The 19,579-nt window shown below is 67.1% G+C and carries 17 protein-coding genes; 10 read left to right on the top strand and 7 right to left on the bottom strand.

The window, feature by feature from the left end:
- Positions 1-96: 96 nt before the first annotated feature.
- The 4 genes from SB771_RS19520 (at position 97) to SB771_RS19505 (ending at position 3,308) form a co-directional block, all read left to right on the top strand.
- Positions 97-657: a cytochrome b gene (locus SB771_RS19520; RefSeq protein ID WP_175661494.1), complete on the top strand. Its 561-nt coding sequence runs from the start codon at positions 97-99 to the stop codon at positions 655-657.
- A gap of 8 nt (positions 658-665) precedes the next feature.
- Positions 666-1,226 (top strand): YceI family protein, encoded by a 561-nt coding sequence (locus SB771_RS19515; protein WP_175661493.1) that lies wholly within the window; start codon positions 666-668, stop codon positions 1,224-1,226.
- A 65-nt stretch (positions 1,227-1,291) separates the two neighbouring features.
- Positions 1,292-1,873, top strand: coding sequence for a YceI family protein (locus SB771_RS19510; RefSeq protein ID WP_041491319.1), 582 nt, complete (start codon positions 1,292-1,294; stop codon positions 1,871-1,873).
- Positions 1,874-2,030: 157 nt separating this feature from the next.
- Positions 2,031-3,308, top strand: a complete 1,278-nt coding sequence (locus tag SB771_RS19505) for an MFS transporter (RefSeq protein ID WP_175661492.1) — start codon at positions 2,031-2,033, stop codon at positions 3,306-3,308.
- A 98-nt stretch (positions 3,309-3,406) separates the two neighbouring features.
- Here the strand turns inward: SB771_RS19505 and secF are convergent, their stop codons facing one another.
- The 5 genes from secF to queA all read right to left on the bottom strand — a co-directional run bounded on the left by secF (position 3,407) and on the right by queA (position 9,515).
- On the bottom strand, positions 3,407-4,357 hold the full coding sequence (secF, locus tag SB771_RS19500; RefSeq protein ID WP_011656006.1) for a protein translocase subunit SecF: 951 nt from the start codon (positions 4,355-4,357) through the stop codon (positions 3,407-3,409).
- An 18-nt stretch (positions 4,358-4,375) separates the two neighbouring features.
- Positions 4,376-6,397 carry a protein translocase subunit SecD gene (gene secD, locus SB771_RS19495; RefSeq protein WP_011656007.1) on the bottom strand — a complete coding sequence of 674 codons (2,022 nt, stop codon included), beginning with the start codon at positions 6,395-6,397 and terminating at the stop codon, positions 4,376-4,378.
- Between the two features lie 118 nt (positions 6,398-6,515).
- A complete protein-coding gene (yajC, locus tag SB771_RS19490; RefSeq protein ID WP_006476868.1) occupies positions 6,516-6,839 on the bottom strand; it encodes a preprotein translocase subunit YajC in 324 nt (107 codons plus the stop codon).
- Between the two features lie 258 nt (positions 6,840-7,097).
- On the bottom strand, positions 7,098-8,285 hold the full coding sequence (gene tgt / locus SB771_RS19485; protein WP_175661491.1) for a tRNA guanosine(34) transglycosylase Tgt: 1,188 nt from the start codon (positions 8,283-8,285) through the stop codon (positions 7,098-7,100).
- A gap of 162 nt (positions 8,286-8,447) precedes the next feature.
- On the bottom strand, positions 8,448-9,515 hold the full coding sequence (queA, locus tag SB771_RS19480; RefSeq protein ID WP_175661490.1) for a tRNA preQ1(34) S-adenosylmethionine ribosyltransferase-isomerase QueA: 1,068 nt from the start codon (positions 9,513-9,515) through the stop codon (positions 8,448-8,450).
- A 167-nt stretch (positions 9,516-9,682) separates the two neighbouring features.
- On the opposite strand from queA, the gene recG reads away from it, so the two are divergent.
- The 6 genes from recG to ubiA all read left to right on the top strand — a co-directional run bounded on the left by recG (position 9,683) and on the right by ubiA (position 17,825).
- Positions 9,683-12,058, top strand: coding sequence for an ATP-dependent DNA helicase RecG (gene recG, locus SB771_RS19475; protein WP_175661489.1), 2,376 nt, complete (start codon positions 9,683-9,685; stop codon positions 12,056-12,058).
- 148 nt (positions 12,059-12,206) lie between these two features.
- A complete protein-coding gene (locus SB771_RS19470) occupies positions 12,207-13,166 on the top strand; it encodes a LysR substrate-binding domain-containing protein (protein WP_012363132.1) in 960 nt (319 codons plus the stop codon).
- A 433-nt stretch (positions 13,167-13,599) separates the two neighbouring features.
- Positions 13,600-15,786 carry a catalase/peroxidase HPI gene (katG, locus tag SB771_RS19465; RefSeq protein WP_175661488.1) on the top strand — a complete coding sequence of 729 codons (2,187 nt, stop codon included), beginning with the start codon at positions 13,600-13,602 and terminating at the stop codon, positions 15,784-15,786.
- A gap of 104 nt (positions 15,787-15,890) precedes the next feature.
- A complete protein-coding gene (locus SB771_RS19460; protein ID WP_175661487.1) occupies positions 15,891-16,064 on the top strand; it encodes a hypothetical protein in 174 nt (57 codons plus the stop codon).
- Between the two features lie 119 nt (positions 16,065-16,183).
- Positions 16,184-16,672 (top strand): non-specific DNA-binding protein DpsA, encoded by a 489-nt coding sequence (gene dpsA / locus SB771_RS19455; RefSeq protein ID WP_011656014.1) that lies wholly within the window; start codon positions 16,184-16,186, stop codon positions 16,670-16,672.
- Between the two features lie 280 nt (positions 16,673-16,952).
- Positions 16,953-17,825 (top strand): 4-hydroxybenzoate octaprenyltransferase, encoded by an 873-nt coding sequence (ubiA, locus tag SB771_RS19450; protein WP_011656015.1) that lies wholly within the window; start codon positions 16,953-16,955, stop codon positions 17,823-17,825.
- Positions 17,826-17,918: 93 nt separating this feature from the next.
- Here ubiA and proC read toward each other — a convergent pair whose 3' ends face one another.
- Complete coding sequence (gene proC, locus SB771_RS19445; protein WP_175661486.1) at positions 17,919-18,731, bottom strand: pyrroline-5-carboxylate reductase; 813 nt, start codon at positions 18,729-18,731, stop codon at positions 17,919-17,921.
- Between the two features lie 50 nt (positions 18,732-18,781).
- Complete coding sequence (locus SB771_RS19440) at positions 18,782-19,480, bottom strand: YggS family pyridoxal phosphate-dependent enzyme (protein ID WP_175661485.1); 699 nt, start codon at positions 19,478-19,480, stop codon at positions 18,782-18,784.
- Between the last annotated feature and the right edge of the window lie 99 nt (positions 19,481-19,579).

Genomic DNA, 19,579 nt, shown 5'->3' with positions numbered 1-19,579 from the left:
GTCCGCGCAGCACAAAAGGTTGCGGTAGCATGGCGGCCGTGGCAAGCGTCGGACGAATTTACCGGCGCGGCCGTTCGCTCAACTGAGGAAACCAAGATGGCATCGAATTCGCTGCCGGCCCGGCCGGCACGTTACACGCAGACCGCGATCGCGCTGCACTGGCTGATCGCGCTGCTGATCGTCTGCGGCTTCGCGCTCGGCTGGGTGATGACGGACATCCCCGGTTTCACGCCGACCAAGCTGAAGTATTTCTCGTGGCACAAGTGGATCGGCGTGACGGCGTTCGCGCTGGCCGTCGTGCGCGTGCTGTGGCGTGCGACCCATGCGTCGCCGGCGCTGCCGGGCAATACGCCGGCATGGCAGCGGGCGGCGTCGCACGGCGTGCACATCCTGCTGTACGTGCTGATGCTCGTGATCCCGGTGACCGGCTACCTGTACAGCTCGGCGTCGAACATCCCGGTCGTCTACCTCGGGATCGTGCCGTTGCCGCGCCTGATCGATCCCGATCCGGTGTTGAAGGAAACGTTCAAGACGCTTCACGTGTCTTTGAATTACATTCTGCTTGCGCTCGTTTCGCTGCACGTGCTCGCGGCGCTCAAGCACCAGGTGTTGGACCGCGACGGCCTGCTGTCGCGAATGCTTCCCTTTGCCAAATGAAGGATCCCATGAAAGTGTCTTTCTCCCGCTCCATGCTGACCGCGTTCGCCGCGGCGGCACTTGTCGCGTCGGGCGCGGCGCACGCCGACGTCGATCTCGCGAAGAGCAAGGTGTCCGCGGTGTCGAAGCAGATGAACGTGCCGACCGAAGGCGCATTCAAGAAGTTCTCCGCGCAGGTGAAGTTCGACCCGGCGAAGGCCGCGCAGGGCAGCGCGCAGATGTCGATCGACATCGCCAGCTTCGATCTCGGCGACAAGATGTACAACGACCAGGTCGCGGGCAAGGACTGGTTCGACGCGAAGACGTATCCGCAGGCGACCTTCGCGTCGTCGGCGATCGCGCCGGCGGGCGGCAACAAGTACAACGTGACCGGCAAGCTGACGATCAAGGGCAAGTCGGAGACCGTCACGGTGCCCGTCACGGTCACGCAGAGCGGCGCGACGCAGACCTTCGACGGCGTGCTGCCGATCAAGCGTTCGGCGTTCAACGTCGGCACCGGCGAGTGGAAGGACACGTCGATCGTCGCCGACGAAGTGCAGATCAAGTTCCATCTCGTCGCCACGAAGTAAGCGGCGCGCTGTTGCATTACCCGAATGCCGCGCGAGGGCGCGGCGCTGTTCACAGGAGAATGAGTTTGAAAAAGCATCTGATCATCGCCGCCGGCGCATTGGCCGCCTCGCTGTCGTTCTCGGCATTCGCCGACACCGCGACGTACCAGTTCGACCCGAGCCATACGTACCCGAGCTTCGAGGCCGACCACTTCGGCGGCCTGTCGGTCTGGCGCGGCAAGTTCGACAAGTCGAGCGGCACCGTGACGCTCGATCGCGCGGCGAAGACCGGTACGGTCGACGTGACGACCGACATCGCGTCGATCCACACGGGCAGCACGAAGCTCGACGAGCACCTGCAGACGGGCGAATTCTTCGACGCCGCCAAGTTCCCGCAGGCGAACTACAAAGGCACGATCAAGTTCGACGGCGACAAGCCCGTGTCGGTGGTCGGCAACCTGACGCTGCATGGCGTCACGAAGCCGGTCACGCTGAAGATCGACTCGTTCAAGTGCATGCCGCATCCGATGCTCAAGCGTGAAGTGTGCGGCGTCGACGCGATCGGCGAATTCAGCCGCGACGATTTCGGCCTCGACTACGGCAAGCAATACGGCTTCAAGATGAAGACGAAGCTGCTGATCACGGCCGAAGCCGTCAAGCAGCAGTAACGCGCCCGGCGGCACCGGCCGCCGCGTTGCGTGTACACCGCCGCGCCCCCGTTCCCGGGGTCGCGGCGGTTTTTTTTGCGCGCCTATAATCGTCGGCACAGCTCGCGGCGCGGGAACGGCGCGTCGGACAGAACGTACAACGACAAGGAGATCGCCGATGCACGCCGTCACGCAGTTCAGCTCCATTGCCTCGTCGCCGCGCGTGTGGCGCGCGGTGGTCGCCGCATCGATCGGCAACGCGCTCGAGTGGTTCGACCTCGTCGTCTACGGCTTCTTCGCGGTCACGATCTCGAAGCTGTTCTTTCCGGCCGGCAACGACACCGTGTCGCTGCTGCTTACGCTCGGCACGTTCGGCGTGTCGTTCTTCATGCGTCCGCTCGGCGCGATCGTGCTCGGCGCTTATGCCGACCGCGCGGGCCGCAAGGCCGCGCTCACGCTGTCGATCCTGCTGATGATGGCCGGCACGCTGGTCATCGCGGTGCTGCCGACCTACGGGACGATCGGCGTCGCGGCGCCGCTGATCCTCGTTGCCGCACGGCTGATGCAGGGTTTCTCGGCGGGCGGCGAATTCGGCAGCGCGACCGCGTTCCTGGCCGAGCACGTGCTGGGCCGGCGCGGCTTCTTCGCGAGCTGGCAGGTCGCGAGCCAGGGGCTCACGACACTGCTTGCCGCCGGTTTCGGCACTGTGCTGAACGCGCAGCTCACGGCCGACCAGATGGCCGCGTGGGGCTGGCGCATTCCGTTCTTCTTCGGGTTGCTGCTCGGGCCCGTCGCGTACTACATCCGCTCGAAGGTCGACGAGACGCCCGAATTCCTCGCGGCCGAAAGCACGGCGACCCCGTTGCGCGACACGTTCGCGTCGCACAAGGCGCGGCTCGTCGCCGCGATGGGCGTGGTCGTGCTCGGCACCGTCGCGACCTATCTCGTGCTGTTCATGCCGACCTACGGCGTGAAGCAGCTCGGCCTCGCGCCGTCGGCCGCGTTCGCGGCGATCCTCGTCGTCGGCGTGATCCAGATGGCGTTCGCGCCGCTCGTCGGCCACTGGTCGGATCGCTACGGCCGCGTGCGCGTGATGATCGCGCCGGCGCTCGGCATTCTCGTGCTGATCTATCCGGCGTTCGCGTACCTGGTCGCGCATCCGGGCTTCGGCACGCTGATCGCGCTGCAGGTGCTGCTCGCGTTCCTGATGACCGGCTATTTCGCGGCGTTGCCGGGCCTGTTGTCGGAAGTGTTTCCGGTGCAGACGCGCACGACCGGGATGTCGCTCGCGTATAACGTCGCGGTGACGATCTTCGGCGGCTTCGGGCCGTTCATCATCGCGTGGCTGATCCGCGCGACCGGGATGAAGACCGCGCCGAGCTTCTACCTGATGTTCGCGGCCGTGCTGAGCCTCGCGGCGCTGTTCGTGCTGCGGCGGCGGTTCGGGTTCCGGTGAAGTGGCGGTGACGCGGGTGGAGGGGCGATCGCCGCGTGCATGAAAAAAGGCCGGTCCAACAGGACCGGCCTTCTGGTATCAGCCGAAACGGCGCGGGCTCAAACCTGCGCGCCCGCGTTCGGATCGTCCGGATCGTGTGCGCCTTTCTTTTCCTTGATCAGGTCTTCGCGCTTGATGCCGAGCCACATCGCGAGCGAGCCCGCGACGAACACCGACGAGTAGATGCCGAACATGATGCCGACCGTCAGCGCGAGCGCGAAGTAGTGCAGCGTCGGGCCGCCGAAGAAGAACATCGACAGCACCATCATTTCCGTCGACGTGTGCGTGATGATCGTACGCGACATCGTCGTCGTGATCGCGTGGTTGATCACTTCCGACACGCTCATCCTGCGTTCGCGGCGGAACGTTTCGCGGATCCGGTCGAAGATGACGACCGACTCGTTGACCGAGTAGCCGAGCACCGCGAGGATCGCCGCGAGCACCGCCAGCGAGAACTCCCACTGGAAGAACGCGAAGAAGCCGAGAATGATCACGACGTCGTGCAGGTTCGCGATGATGCCGGCGACCGCGTACTTCCATTCGAAGCGGATCGACAGGTAGATCACGATGCCGATCACGACGCACGCGAGCGCGAGGAGACCGTCGGTCGCGAGCTCGCGGCCGACCTGCGGGCCGACGAACTCGACGCGCTGCAGCGACACGTCGGGGCTCTGCGCCTTCAGTGCGGTCATCACCTGATCGCTCTGCTGCGCGGACGTGAGGCCCTCCTTCAGCTGCAGGCGGATCAGCACGTTGCGCGACGTGCCGAAGTTCTGCACCTGCGCATCGGCATAGCCGAGCTTGCCGAGCGTCGCGCGCACGGGTTCGAGCTGCGCGGCCTGCTGGTACTGGACTTCGATCACCGTACCGCCGGTGAATTCGACGGACAGGTGCAGCCCGCGGTGGAACAGGAAGAACACGGCGGCGAGGAACGTGACCAGCGAGATCACGTTGAACACCAGCGCGTGCCGCATGAACGGAATGTCTTTACGGATGCGGAAAAATTCCATGGCTTCGTCTCCGGGGCCTTATTGGGTCGAGCCCGGTTTCTTCGGCGACACGCCTTGCTGCGCGCGGTTGCGCAGCTGCGGCTTGCCGGCGCGCGATGCGTTGCCCTTCGCGGGGGCGGCGAGCTTCGCGGCGCGCGCGGTGTCGGTCGATTCGTCGGCCGCGGTGAACGATGCGCCGGCCGTGGCGCCTTCCGGCCTCCACACCTGGCCGATCGCGAGCGACTTCAGTTTCTTGCGGCCGCCGTACCAGAGGTTGACGAGCCCGCGCGAGAAGAACACCGCGGAGAACATCGACGTCAGGATGCCGAGGCAGTGCACGATCGCGAACGCGCGAACCGGGCCCGAGCCGAACGCGAGCAGCGCGAGGCCGGCGATCAGCGTCGTGACGTTCGAGTCGAGAATCGTCGCCCACGCATGCGCGTAGCCGGACTGGATCGCGAGCTGCGGCGGCTGGCCGGCGCGCAGTTCTTCACGCACGCGCTCGTTGATCAGCACGTTCGAGTCGATCGCCATGCCGAGCGCGAGCGCGATTGCCGCGATACCCGGCAGCGTCAGCGTCGCCTGCATCAGCGACAGCACCGCGACGAGCAGCAGCAGGTTCACCGACAGGCCGATCACCGAAATCACGCCGAACAGCATGTAGTACGCGATCATGAACACGGCGATCGCGCAGAAGCCCCAGATCACCGAGTGGACGCCCATCTTGATGTTGTCCGCGCCGAGGCTCGGGCCGATCGTGCGTTCCTCGATGATGTCCATCGGGGCGGCGAGCGAACCGGCGCGCAGCAGCAGCGCGAGGTCGGCCGCTGCCTGCGGCGTCGGCTGGCCCGTGATCTGGAAGCGGTCGCCGAGTTCGGACTGGATCGTCGCGACCGTCAGCACCTCGCCTTTGCCCTTCTCGAACAGCACCATCGCCATCGGCTTGCCGATGTTCTCGCGCGACACCGCGCGCACCGAGCGGCCGCCCGCCGAATCGAGGCGGATGTTGACCGACGGACGCTGGTGTTCGTCGAAGCCGGCCGATGCATCGATGATGCGGTCGCCGGTGAAGATCACTTCCTTCTTCAGCAGCACGGGCGCCTGGTTGCCCTGCGTGAACAGCTCCTCACCCGGCGGCACGGGGTCGTTCGGGTTCGGATGCGTGTTGATCGGATCGGCGAGGCGCGCCTCGAGCGTCGCGGTGCGGCCGATGATGTCCTTCGCCTTCGCGGTGTCCTGCACGCCCGGCAGTTCGACGACGATACGGTCGCTGCCCTGCTGCTGCAGGATCGGCTCGGACACGCCGAGTTCGTTCACGCGGTTGTGGAGCGTCGTCAGGTTCTGCTTGAGCGCGGCGTCCTCGACGGACTTCTGCACGGCCGGCGTGAACGTGCCGACGACTTGCGTGCCGCCGCCGCCGGGCTGGGTCGCCCATTGCAGTTCGGTGACCGACGCGGCGAGCACCTTGCGGGCGTCTTCGGCCGTTTGCGCGTCGCTGAAGTTGACGACGACCGACTGGTCGACGCGGCTCACGCCGCCGTCGCGGATGTTCCGGTCGCGCAGCAGCGCGCGCGCGTCGGATGCGTCGGAGTCGAGCTTCTTCGTCAGCGCGCCCGTCATGTCGACCTGGAGCAGGAAGTGGACACCGCCGCGCAGGTCGAGGCCGAGATACATCGGCAGCGCGTGCAATGCGGTCAGCCAGCGCGGCGACGCGCTCTGCAGGTTCAGTGCGACGACGTACTGCGGATCGTTCGGATCGGCATTCAGCGATTTCTGCAGCAGGTCCTTGACGCGCAGCTGCGTATCGGTGTCCTTCAGGCGCACGCGGATGTTCGCGTTGGACGCCGTGTTCTCGAAGGTGATGTCGTCCGGCTTGATCTGCGCGGACGCGAGCGCGGATTCGACCTGGGTCAGCGTGGTCGAGTCGAGCTTGACCGTGGCCTTGCCGCTCGACACCTGCACCGCCGGCGCTTCGCCGAAGAAGTTGGGCAATGTGTACAGAAAGCCGATGGCGAGCGCCACGACCATCACGACATATTTCCAGAGTGGATAACGATTCATGAGGGGGCCGAACGGGTGGTTGGCGTGAAAGCGTCGCGTCCGGCGCCGCGGCGGCCCGCTCTCTCAGGCGGGCACGGCGCGGGGAGCCGGACGCTCGGTAAAAGCCTTACAGCGAGCCTTACAGCGACTTGATCGTGCCCTTCGGCAGAATGGTCGTGACGGCGGCCTTCTGCACGGTGATTTCGGTGCCTTCGGCGATTTCGACGCCGATGTAGCCTTCGGTGACCTTCGTCACCTTGCCGACGAGGCCGCCGCTCGTGACGACTTCGTCGCCCTTCGCCATGGCCGCGAGCATGTTGCGGTGTTCCTTCTGACGCTTCATCTGCGGACGGATCATGATGAAGTACAGCACCGCGAACATCAGGATGAGCGGCAGGAAGCTCATCAGGCTCGATTCGGCGCCACCGGCGCCTTGCGCGAAGGCATTGGAAATGAACGGCACGTTGGTCTCTCCGTAGGGGAAGATCGAAAAATAAGCCGGTTATTCTACCACCGGCCCCATGCGCAAACGGCGCGGGAAATGCGCTTTCGGATCAAGCTGTTAAAGCATGAACCCGCACCGTTGCAACTTGTTTGGAAAGGCAATTGTAATGTTTCGCGGTCGCGACCGGCACCTGGAACGCGTTATTTAGTACGTGTCCGATGTGACAGGCGCCGGCGCGGGCAGCGGGGCGGGCAGCGGCGCGGGCCGCCGGCCGCGTCAGTCGACCCCTCTCGCACGATCCTCCGCGAAGCGCTGGCGGAACGCGTCGAACGTATGGGTTTCGATCGCGTCGCGGATCTCGCCCATCAGCTGCAGGTAGTAGTGCAGGTTGTGGATCGTGTTGAGCTGCGCGCCGAGGATTTCGCCGACACGGTGCAGGTGATGCAGGTAGCCGCGCGAGAAGTTCTGGCACGTATAGCAGCCGCAGCTCGCATCGAGCGGCTTCAGCGAGTTCTTGTGCGTCGCGTTGCGGATCTTCACGTCGCCGAAGCGCGTGAACAGCCAGCCGTTGCGCGCGTTGCGGGTCGGCATCACGCAGTCGAACATGTCGATGCCGTTCGCGACGCCCTCGATCAGGTCTTCCGGCGTGCCGACGCCCATCAGGTAGTGCGGCTTGTTGGCCGGCAGCTTCGGGCCGACGTGCCGCAGCACGCGCATCATGTCTTCCTTCGGCTCGCCGACCGATAGCCCGCCGATCGCGAGGCCGTGGAAGCCGAGCTCGGACAGCCCCGCGAGCGATTCGTCGCGCAGATCCTCGAACATCCCGCCCTGGACGATCCCGAAGAGGGCGTTCGGGTTGCCGAGCCGGTCGAACTCGTCGAGCGAGCGCTTCGCCCAGCGCAGCGACATGCGCATCGAGTCGGCCGCTTCCTTGTGCGTCGTCGGCACGCCGTTGGTCGCGTACGGCGTGCATTCGTCGAACTGCATCACGATGTCGGAGTTCAGCACCTTCTGGATCTGCATCGACACTTCCGGCGACAGGAACAGCTTGTCGCCGTTGATCGGCGACGCGAACGTGACGCCGTCCTCGGTGATCTTGCGCAGGTCGCCGAGCGAGAACACCTGGAAGCCGCCCGAGTCGGTCAGGATCGGCTTGTTCCAGCCCATGAAGCCGTGCAGGCCGCCGTGCGCATCGATCGTGTCGAGGCCCGGGCGCAGCCACAGGTGGAACGTGTTGCCGAGGATGATCTGGGCCTTGATCTCGTGCAGCTCGCGCGGCTGGATCGCCTTCACGGTGCCGTACGTGCCGACCGGCATGAAGATCGGCGTCTCGACCACGCCGTGGTTGAGCTTCACGCGGCCGCGGCGTGCATGGCCGTCGGTCGTCAGCAGTTCGAATTCGAGCCCGTTGGCCGGGCGCGCCTGCACGGGCGCGTGCGTATCGTGGGATGAACCTTCGGTCATCGCGTCATTCTCCTTGCCACCGGAAAACAGTCCGGCGCATGTTGGACAGGCCGCCAGGAATCCGGCGGCGGGAAAAGCGGGTGCGGGCCGGCATGGCGCGCACAGCGGGAAATCGGGTGGGGGCGACGGGCATGCGGTGCGGCGCCGTCGCACCCGTCGCGCTTACGCTTGCGGTGCCTCCGGCGTGTCGCGCCGCGTGAGCAGCATCGCGTCGCCGTAGCTGAAGAAGCGGTAGCGTTGGTCGATCGCGTGCTGGTAGGCGGCGCGGATCGTCTCGACGCCCGCGAACGCGGACACCAGCATCAGCAGCGTCGACTTCGGCAGGTGGAAGTTCGTGACGAGCCGGTCGACGACCCGGAAGCGGTAGCCGGGCGTGATGAAGATGTCGGTCTCGGCCTGCGTCGCCGCGAGCGGGCGGCCCGCTTCGTCGGCGCTGCGCGCCGCGGCTTCGAGCGCGCGCATCGACGTCGTGCCGACCGCGATCACGTTGCCGCCGCGCGCACGGGTCGCGGCGATCTTGTCGACGAGCGACTGCGGCAGGTCGTACCACTCGCTGTGCATCCGGTGCTCGGCGATGTTCTCGACGCGCACCGGCTGGAACGTGCCGGCGCCCACGTGCAGCGTCAGCGTCGCGCGCTCGACGCCCATCGCGTCGAGCTTCTCGAGCAGCGGCAGGTCGAAATGGAGCCCGGCGGTGGGCGCCGCGACCGCGCCCGGGTTGCTCGCGTAGACGGTCTGGTAGCGCGTCTCGTCGTTCGCGTCGGCGTCGTGCTCGATGTACGGCGGCAGCGGCAGGCGGCCATGCTGCTCGATCAGCGTGAGGCACGGCTGCGGGAAGTGCAGCGTGAAGAACGGTTCGACGCGCTCGCCGACCGTCACGTCGAACGCGTCGGCGAGGCGCAGCGTCGTGCCGGCGCCCGGCGACTTGCTCGCGCGGATCTGCGCGAGCGCCGTATGCGTGCCGGTCACGCGCTCGATCAGCACCTCGATCTTGCCGCCGCTGGCCTTCTGGCCGAAGAAACGCGCCTTCAGCACCCTGGTATCGTTGAACACGAGCAGGTCGCCGGGCGCGATGCACGACGGCAGCTCGGTGAAGTTGCGGTCGACGAGGCGCGCGGGCTCGACGGTGTGGTCGACCTCGAGCAGGCGGCTCGCGGTGCGTTCGGGCAGCGCGGTTTGCGCAATCAGCTCGGGCGGCAGATTGAAATCGAAATCGGAAAGCGTGAACATGCGGGCTGGTTCGAAACGGCCGGCGGGCGCCGCCCACAAGGCGGAAACGCATAAATGGGGCGCGCGAGCCGCTATGATGGCGGGATGCGCGGCCTGGCCGGCGTCGTTCGTTCGGACGACGTGAAAGCCGCTATTGTACTTGCCTTGCGAAGCACCCAGACGATCCGATGCCTGTGTCACCACGCCGTTCCTCCGCTGCCATTGCCGATTCCGCCGATCCGTTCGACGCGGACGATGCCGCGTTACCCGCGCGAAGCGCGGGGGAGCGCGACTCCGACGCGCGCGCGGCGCCGAAGCGCGCGGGGCCGAAGCGCGGCGCCGACGGGCGGCTCGCGCAGCCGGCCGCCGCCGCGCCCGACGTCGAACCGGGCGCCGGCAGCGACGAAGCGGGCGCGGCGGCGTCGGGCGCATCCGACGCATCCGGCGCGAAGCGCAAGAAGAAGCCGGCCGCCGACAAACCCGTGAAGACCGCCGACAAACCCGTGAAGACCGCCGACAAGCTCGCGAAGCTCGGTCTCACGCGCTCGATCGATCTCGTGCTGCATCTGCCGATGCGCTACGAGGACGAAACCACGCTCACGCCGATCGGCGAACTGCTGCCGGGCGGCATCGCGCAGACCGAAGGCGTCGTGTTCGACAACGAGGTCGCGTACCGGCCGCGCCGCCAGCTCGTCGTGAAGATCCAGGACGACGACGGCGAGCAGCTCGTGCTGCGCTTCCTGAATTTCTACGGCTCGCAGGTCAAGCAGATGGCCGTCGGCCAGCGGCTGCGCGTGCGCGGCGATGTGCGCGGCGGCTTCTTCGGGATGGAGATGGTGCATCCGGCCGTGCGCGTGGTCGAAGCCGATGCGCCGCTGCCGCAGGTGCTCACGCCCGTCTATCCGAGCACGGCCGGCGTGTCGCAGGCGTATCTGCGCAAGGCGATCGAGAACGCGGTCGAGCGCACGCCGCTGCCCGAGCTGCTGCCGCCCGAGATCGAGCGCGACTACCTGAAGCCGCTCGGCGTGCCGACGCTCGCGCAGGCCGTGCGCATCCTGCATCACCCGGGCGTCGATTCCGACGAAGCCGCGCTGATGGACGGCTCGCATCCGGCGTGGACGCGCATCAAGTTCGAGGAACTGCTCGCGCAGCAGCTGTCGCTCAAGCGCGCGCACGAGGAGCGCCGCACGCGCACGGCGCCCGCGATGCCGCGCCGCACCGCGACCGATGCCGACGCGCTGACGACGCGCCTCTACGCGGCGCTGCCGTTCACGCTGACGGGCGCGCAGGCGCGCGTCGTCGACGAGATCGCGCACGACCTCACGCTCGCGCACCCGATGCAGCGGCTGTTGCAGGGCGACGTCGGCAGCGGCAAGACGGTCGTCGCCGCGCTGGCCGCGACGCAGGCGATCGATGCCGGCTACCAGGCCGCGCTGATGGCGCCAACCGAAATCCTCGCGGAGCAGCACGCCCGCAAGCTGCGCGCGTGGCTCGAGCCGCTCGGCGTGTCGGTCGCATGGCTCGCGGGCAGCCTGAAGGCGAAGGAGAAGCGCGCGGCGATCGAGGCCGCGGCGCTCGGCACCGCGCAACTCGTGATCGGCACGCACGCGATCATCCAGGACACCGTCGAATTCGCGCGGCTCGGCCTCGTGATCGTCGACGAGCAGCACCGCTTCGGCGTCGAGCAGCGTCTCGCGCTGCGGGCGAAGGCCGCGAACGCGGCCAACGGCGCGCGCGATTTCCAGCCGCACCAGCTGATGATGTCGGCCACGCCGATTCCGCGCACGCTCGCGATGACGTATTACGCGGATCTCGAGGTGTCGACGATCGACGAGCTGCCGCCGGGCCGCACGCCGGTGCTGACGCGCCTCGTCGGCGACGCGCGGCGCGAGGAGGTGATCGCGCGCGTGCGCGAGGCCGCGCTGACCGGCCGCCAGGTGTACTGGGTGTGTCCGCTGATCGAGGAGAGCGAGACACTGCAGTTGCAGACGGCCGTCGAGACCTACGAGACGCTGGCCACGGCCCTGCCCGAGTTGAAGGTCGGGCTCGTGCACGGCAGGCTGTCGCCGGCCGACAAGGCGGCCGTGATGGAAGCCTTCACGCGCAACGAGGTGCAATTGCTTGTCGCGACGACCGTGATCGAGGTCGGCGTCGACGTGCCGAACGCGTCGCTGATGGTGATCGAGCACGCGGAGCGCTTCGGCCTCGCGCAGCTGCACCAGTTGCGCGGCCGGGTCGGGCGCGGCACCGCGGCATCGGTGTGCGTGCTGCTGTACACGGGCCCGCTGTCGCTCACCGGCCGCGAGCGGCTGAAGACGATGCGCGAGACGACCGACGGCTTCGAGATCGCGCGGCGCGACCTCGAGATCCGCGGCCCCGGCGAATTCCTCGGCGCGCGCCAGTCGGGCGCGGCGATGCTGCGCTTCGCGAACCTCGAGACCGACGGCTGGCTGATCGACCCGGCCCGCGACGCGGCGACGCGACTGATCGCCGCGTATCCCGACGTGGTCACGCAGCATCTCGCCCGCTGGCTCGGCGCGCGGGAGCAGTATCTGAAGGCGTGATCGAAGCGCGAGCGATGCATTCAGGGACGGATCGGCAATCGTCATTCGCCGCCGGCTCGGCGCATCGAAATACTGAGAAACTTGGCGAATCGGTCCCAGTGGGTGTATAAATTAAACCTATCGCCTGTATATATCTGATTGACCCACAATGACCCTGACTGAACTGAAATACATCGTCGCGGTCGCGCGCGAGCGGCATTTCGGTCGCGCGGCCGAAGCCTGCTTCGTGAGCCAGCCGACCCTATCGGTGGCGATCAAGAAGCTGGAAGACGAGCTCAACGTGCAGATTTTCGAGCGCGGCGCGAGTGAAGTGAGCGTGACCCCGATCGGCGACCAGATCGTCACGCAGGCGCAGCGCGTGCTCGAGCAGACCTTCGCGATCAAGGAGATCGCGAAGCAGGGCAAGGACCCGCTCGTCGGCCCGTTCCGTCTTGGCGTGATCTACACGATCGGGCCGTACCTGCTGCCGACGCTCGTCAAGCAGATGATCCAGCGGGTGCCGCAGATGCCTTTGATGCTGCAGGAGAACTACACGCTGAAGCTGCTCGAACTGCTGAAGCAGGGCGAGATCGACGCCGCGATCATGGCGCTGCCGTTTCCCGAAACCGGCCTGATGGTGCGGCCGCTGTACGACGAGCCGTTCGTCGTCGCGCTGCCGGCCGGCCATCCGTGGGAGAAGCGCGACGAGATCGACGCCGAGGACCTGAAGCAGGAAACCATGCTGCTGCTCGGCAACGGCCACTGCTTCCGCGATCACGTGCTCGGCGTGTGCCCGGAACTGATGCGCTTCTCGCAAACAGCCGACGGCATCCAGAAGACCTTCGAGGGCTCGTCGCTCGAAACGATTCGCCACATGGTCGCGAGCGGGGTCGGCATCACGGTGCTGCCGCGGATGTCGGTCGCCGAGATCGGCCCGCGCGCGAACGGCCCCGACGCCGAACTGCTGTCGTACGTGCCGTTCAACGAACCGGTGCCCGATCGCCGGGTCGTGCTGGTGTGGCGCAAGAGCTTCACGCGGATGCCGGCGATCGACGCGATCAGCGACGCGATCGCCGCGTGCGACCTGCCGGGCGTCGCGAAGCTCGACATGCCGGCGACGATGAACTGAGCGCACGGCGGCATACGTGACCGCATGATGAACGGGGCTTGCGACCCCGTTTATTTTTGCCTATTGCATAGATTATTTTAATTAAATTACAAAAGTCGATAGATATCGATACACTCTTCTACATGGATCGGCGTCGGCTCGCCAGCCCGATTCGCACCCTCAATGCAAGCGTCAAAGGAGGATGTCATGATGCGGTCGGTATTGCAGCACGCGCAACGGAACATCCCGTCGCGCGATGAAGTCCTGAATCGTGCGAGGGCGGCGACCCGCAGCCTGCGCCCGATTGCGTTCGCATACCTGGCGGATCGTGTCTACGGCGGATGAGTGCCGCCGCACGCCGCTCCGGTGCCCCCGATTCCCGTTTCATCCCCCGCAATGCTCCACGAACCGCGCCCGGCAAGTGGGGGCTTACGAGCAAATAAAGGAGAAAAGCATGTCGACCGAAGCGAAATGTCCGTTCAACCACACGGCGGCCGGCGGCACGTCGAACAAGGACTGGTGGCCGAACCAGCTGAACCTGAACATCCTGCACCGGCACTCGGCGCTGTCCGATCCGATGGACAAGGATTTCGACTACGCGCAAGCATTCAAGAAGCTGGACCTCGCGGCGGTGAAGCGCGACCTGCAGGCGCTGATGACGACGTCGCAGGACTGGTGGCCGGCCGACTTCGGCCACTACGGTGGCCTGTTCGTCCGGATGGCCTGGCACAGCGCCGGCACGTACCGGATCGCCGACGGCCGCGGCGGCGCGGGCGGCGGGCAGCAGCGCTTCGCCCCGCTGAACAGCTGGCCGGACAACGCGAACCTCGACAAGGCGCGCCGGCTGCTGTGGCCGATCAAGCAGAAGTACGGCCGCAACATCTCGTGGGCCGACCTGCTGATCCTGACCGGCAACGTCGCGCTCGAATCGATGGGCTTCAAGACCTTCGGTTACGCGGGCGGCCGTGCCGACACGTGGGAACCGGACGACGTCTACTGGGGTTCGGAAAAGATCTGGCTGGAACTGAGCGGCGGCCCGAACAGCCGCTACTCGGGTGACCGTGATCTCGAGAACCCGCTCGCGGCCGTGCAGATGGGCCTCATCTACGTGAACCCGGAAGGCCCTGACGGCAACCCCGACCCGGTCGCGGCGGCGCGCGACATCCGCGACACGTTCGCGCGGATGGCGATGAACGACGAAGAGACGGTCGCGCTGATCGCCGGCGGCCACACGTTCGGCAAGACGCACGGCGCGGGCCCCGCGACGGACGTCGGTGCGGAGCCGGAAGCGGCGGGCATCGAGCAGCAGGGTCTCGGCTGGAAGAGCGCGTATGCATCGGGCAAGGGCCACGATGCGATCACCAGCGGCCTCGAAGTCACGTGGACGTCGACGCCGACGAAGTGGAGCAACGACTTCTTCAAGCACCTGTTCAGCTACGAATGGGAACTGACGAAGAGCCCGGCCGGCGCGCACCAGTGGGTCGCGAAGGGGGCCGACGAAGTGATTCCGGATGCATTCGATGCGTCGAAGAAGCATCGCCCGACGATGCTGACGACCGACCTGTCGCTGCGTTTCGATCCGGCCTACGAGAAGATCTCGCGCCGCTTCTACGAGAACCCGGCCGAGTTTGCCGACGCGTTCGCGCGCGCCTGGTTCAAGCTCACGCACCGCGACATGGGACCGCGTGCGCGCTATCTCGGCCCGGAAGTGCCGGCCGAGGAACTGCTGTGGCAGGACCCGATCCCGGCCGTCGATCACCCGCTGATCGATGACGCGGACGTCGCGGCGCTGAAGGCGAAGGTGCTCGCGTCGGGCCTGTCGGTCGCGCAGCTCGTGTCGACCGCGTGGGCGTCGGCCTCGACGTTCCGGGGTTCGGACAAGCGCGGCGGCGCGAACGGTGCGCGCATCCGCCTGGCACCGCAGAAGGACTGGGACGTGAACCAGCCGGTCGCCCTCGCGACGGTGCTCGAGACGCTCGAAAGCGTGCGCAAGGCGTTCAACGATGCGCAGACGGGCGGCAAGAAGGTGTCGCTCGCCGATCTGATCGTGCTGGCCGGTGCGGCCGGCGTCGAACAGGCCGCGAAGAACGCCGGTGTCGCGGTGACGGTGCCGTTCGCACCGGGCCGGATGGACGCGTCGCAGGAACAGACGGACGTCGACGCGATGGCCGTGCTCGAGCCGGTCGCGGACGGTTTCCGCAACTACGTGAAGGGTGCGTACAAGACGCCGGCCGAGGCGCTGCTGGTCGACAAGGCCCAGCTGTTGACGCTGAACGGGCCGGAGTTGACGGTCCTGGTCGGCGGCCTGCGCGTGCTCGGCGCGAACGTCGGCGACGCGAAGCACGGCGTGTTCACCGATCGTCCGGGCACGCTGTCGAACGACTTCTTCGTGAACCTGCTCGACATGGGCACGGAGTGGAAGCCGGTGTCGGCCGCGAACGACGTGTTCGAAGGGCGCGATCGTACGACGGGTCAGGTCAAGTGGACCGGCACGCGCGTCGACCTGATCTTCGGTTCGCACTCGCAGTTGCGCGCGCTGGCCGAGGTGTACGGCAGCGCGGACGCGAACGAGAAGTTCGTGCGCGATTTCGTCGCGGCCTGGAACAAGGTGATGAACCTCGACCGCTTCGACCTCGCGTGAATGTCGTGACGCGCTAGCGCAGTCACGTTGCAACGTGCAACGGCCGGTCGCGCGACCGGCCGTTTTTTCTTCCGATTCAAGGTCTTGTCGAAGGAGTGACGACCATGACGCAAATCATGCTGAACATGCGCGCCGCGTTCGCCGCGCCCGAGCTGCGCACGCCGGTCGGGCTGGCGCGGCACATCGTCGGTTTCGCGATCGTCGTCGGCGGTGCGGCCGAGCTGGTCGCGCAGGCGCTGCACGCGCTCGCGCCGATCGTCTCGAGTGCCGGCGGCTGAGCGCAGCGATTCGCTCGCCGCGCTAGACTGGCACGTGGCGACGGATGCCGCGCGGTGCGGCATGCCGATTGCTCGACGCATTTTCGCCGGTTCAACATTTCGAATGAGGAGTCCCGAAGATGGCCAAGAAAGGTAACGCCACGCAGATCAACATCGGCATCAGCGACAAGGACCGCAAGAAAATCGCGGACGGCCTGTCGCGGCTGCTGGCCGATACGTTTTCGCTGTACCTGAAGACCCACAACTTCCACTGGAACGTCACGGGCCCGATGTTCAACACGCTGCACCTGATGTTCGAAGAGCAGTACAACGAACTGTGGCTCGCGGTCGACCAGGTCGCCGAGCGCATTCGCACGCTCGGCGTCGTCGCGCCGGGCACGTTCGGGGATTTCGCGAAGCTGTCGTCGGTGCCGGAGGCGAACGGCGTGCCGGCGGCCGAAGAGATGATCCGCCAGCTCGTCGAAGGGCACGAGACCGTCGTGCGCACCGCGCGCGAAATCTTCCCGATCGCCGATGCGGCGAGCGACGAACCGACCGCCGACCTGCTGACGCAGCGTCTGCAGACGCATGAAAAGACCGCGTGGATGCTGCGGTCGCTGCTCGCGTAAGTCCGGTGCGGCCGGTCGCGCGCCGCGCGGCCAGCGTGAGCGGGTGTCCGGCGCCGAACCGGGGCCGTATTGCTGCCCGCGTCGGATCGAATTCTGGTGACAGCGCGGTACGCGCCTGCCACGCATCTGTCCCTTGATTGACGCGCGGACTGCCCGGCCCGCCAGCAGCGGGCCGGGCGGCCGGCACGCGGGTCGCGGCAACCGGCTGCGGGCCTGTCCGACATGACGTGACCCGCCGCTCGGCTCTAAAATGCCGGGGTTATCTTCCCGGTGCTTCGCCATGCTTGCCCGCTTTCCCCTGTATCTGCGGCTCGTCCGGATGGACAAGCCGATCGGCAGCCTGCTGCTGCTCTGGCCGACGCTCAACGCACTGTGGATCGCGTCGGACGGCCATCCGCGCTGGCCGCTGCTCGCGATCTTCGTGCTCGGCACGCTGCTGATGCGCTCGGCCGGCTGCGCGATGAACGACTATGCCGACCGCGATTTCGACCGTCACGTGAAGCGCACGGCCGACCGGCCGCTGACGTCCGGCAAGATCCGCGCATGGGAAGCCGTCGCGATCGCGGTGGTGCTGGCCTTCATCTCGTTCCTGCTGATCCAGCCGCTCAATACGCTGACGAAAGAGCTGTCGGTCGTCGCGCTGTTCGTCGCGGGCTCGTATCCGTTCATGAAGCGTTTCTTCGCGATTCCGCAGGCGTATCTCGGCATCGCGTTCGGCTTCGGCATCCCGATGGCGTTCGCGGCCGTGCAGGACACGGTGCCGATGCTCGCGTGGGTGATGCTGATCGCGAACATCTTCTGGTCGGTCGCGTATGACACCGAATACGCGATGGTCGACCGCGACGACGACATCAAGATCGGCATTCGCACGTCCGCGCTGACGTTCGGCCGCTTCGACGTCGCGGCCGTCATGCTCTGCTATGCGGCGACGCTCGGCATCTATGTGTGGATCGGCGTGACGCTCGGCTTCGGCCTCGCATATTGGGCCGGCTGGGCCGCGGCGGTTGGCTGCGCGCTGTATCACTACACGCTGATCAAGGACCGCGAGCGGATGCCGTGCTTCGCGGCGTTCCGGCACAACAACTGGCTCGGCGGCGTGCTGTTCGCGGGGATCGCCGCGCACTACCTGCTGGCGGGCACGGCAGGCAACTGAAGCGGCCGCGCGCCGGCGCGCGATGCCAACAAAAAAGCGGCCGAGGCCGCTTTTTTGTTGCCGGTGCCGGAAGCCCGGCGGAGCGTGCCGCGCTTACGCGCGGCCGAGCTCGTCACCCATTTCGTTCGCGCGTGCCTCGGCGGCCAGCGCGCCGCGCACAATCGCTTCCTTCACGCCCTGCGCGTCGAACGACGCGAGCGCGGCGGCCGTCGTGCCGCCCTTCGACGTCACGCGCTCGCGCAGCACGCTCGCCGGTTCGCCCGATTGCGCGGCGAGCTGTGCGGCACCCGCGAACGTCGCGACCGCGAGTGCGCGGCCCTGTTCGTCGTTCATGCCGAGGCGGCGCGCGGCTTCCTGCAGCGCTTCGATGAAATAGAACACGTAGGCCGGGCCGCTGCCCGAGATCGCGGTGACGGCGTCGAGCTGCGCTTCGTCGTCGAACCAGACGATCTCGCCGACCGCGCCGAGCACGTTCGACGCAAGCTCGCGACCGGCCGCCTCGACGCCCGGCAGCGCGGCGAGGCCCGTCACGCCCATGCCGACCAGCGCGGGCGTGTTCGGCATCGTGCGCACGACGCGCGCGTAGTCGCCGAGCCAGCGGGCGAGGTCGGTGCCGCGGATGCCGGCCGCGATGCTGATCACGAGCTGCGACGTCAGATGCGGGGCGAGCGCCTGCGCGACGTCCTTCAGGACCTGCGGTTTCACCGCGAGCACGATCGCGTCGTAGCCGGCGAGCGTCGCGTCGATGGCCGCGCCGGTGCGGATACCGAATTGCTGCGCGGCGCGCGCGCGGACGTCCTCGTTGACGTCGATGGCATACAGGCCGTCAGCGGCGACGCCGCGCTTGATCAGGCCGCCGATCAGGGCCGCGGCCATGTTGCCGCCGCCGATGAATGCGATTTTCATGATGTCGATTGAGCAGGAGAGTGAACGGAAAGGCGGAACAGGGGAGGCGCTCAGTGCGAATAGTCGCGTGCGCCGAAGAGCGCGGTGCCGACGCGCACGATCGTCGCGCCTTCGAGCACCGCGGCCTCGAGATCGGCGGACATGCCCATCGACAATGTGTCGAGCGGCAGGCCGTCGGCGCGCAGCGTATCGAACAGCGCGCGCAGCGCACGATGCGGCGCGCGCTGCGCGTCGGTATCGCCGGCCGGTTCGGGAATCGCCATCAGGCCGCGCAGGCGCAGCGTCGGCAGCGCGGCGACCGCGCGCGCGACCTCGGCCACGTCGCCCGGCGCGACGCCGCTCTTGGACGCCTCGCCGCTGATGTTCACCTGCACGCACACGTTGAGCGGCGGCAGGTGCGCGGGGCGCTGTTCGGCGAGGCGCTGCGCGATCTTCAGCCGGTCGACCGAATGGACCCAGTCGAACCGTTCTGCGACCGGGCGCGTCTTGTTCGATTGCAGCGGCCCGATGAAATGCCATTCGAGCTCGGTGCGCAGATCCGCGAGCGCATCGATCTTGTCGATCGATTCCTGCACGTAGTTTTCGCCGAACGCGCGTTGTCCGGCCGCATGCGCGGCGCGCACGTCGTCGGCGGGAAACGTCTTCGACACGGCGAGCAGCGAGACGGTGGCGGGATCACGGCCGGCCGCGCGGGCGGCGTCGGCGATGCGGCGGTGAACGGAGTCGAGACGGGCGGCGAAATCGGACATGACGGGCACGGAAGCAGGCACGAGAAGCGGATACCACGGCGGATACGGCAACGGATGCGGCACGGCACGCGCCGCATCGATGCGCCCATTATACGGACG

It is taken from the genome of Burkholderia sp. SIMBA_051 (assembly GCF_046534915.1).
GTDB lineage: Bacteria > Pseudomonadota > Gammaproteobacteria > Burkholderiales > Burkholderiaceae > Burkholderia > Burkholderia ambifaria.
This window is presented reverse-complemented; position numbering and strand designations above follow the sequence as displayed.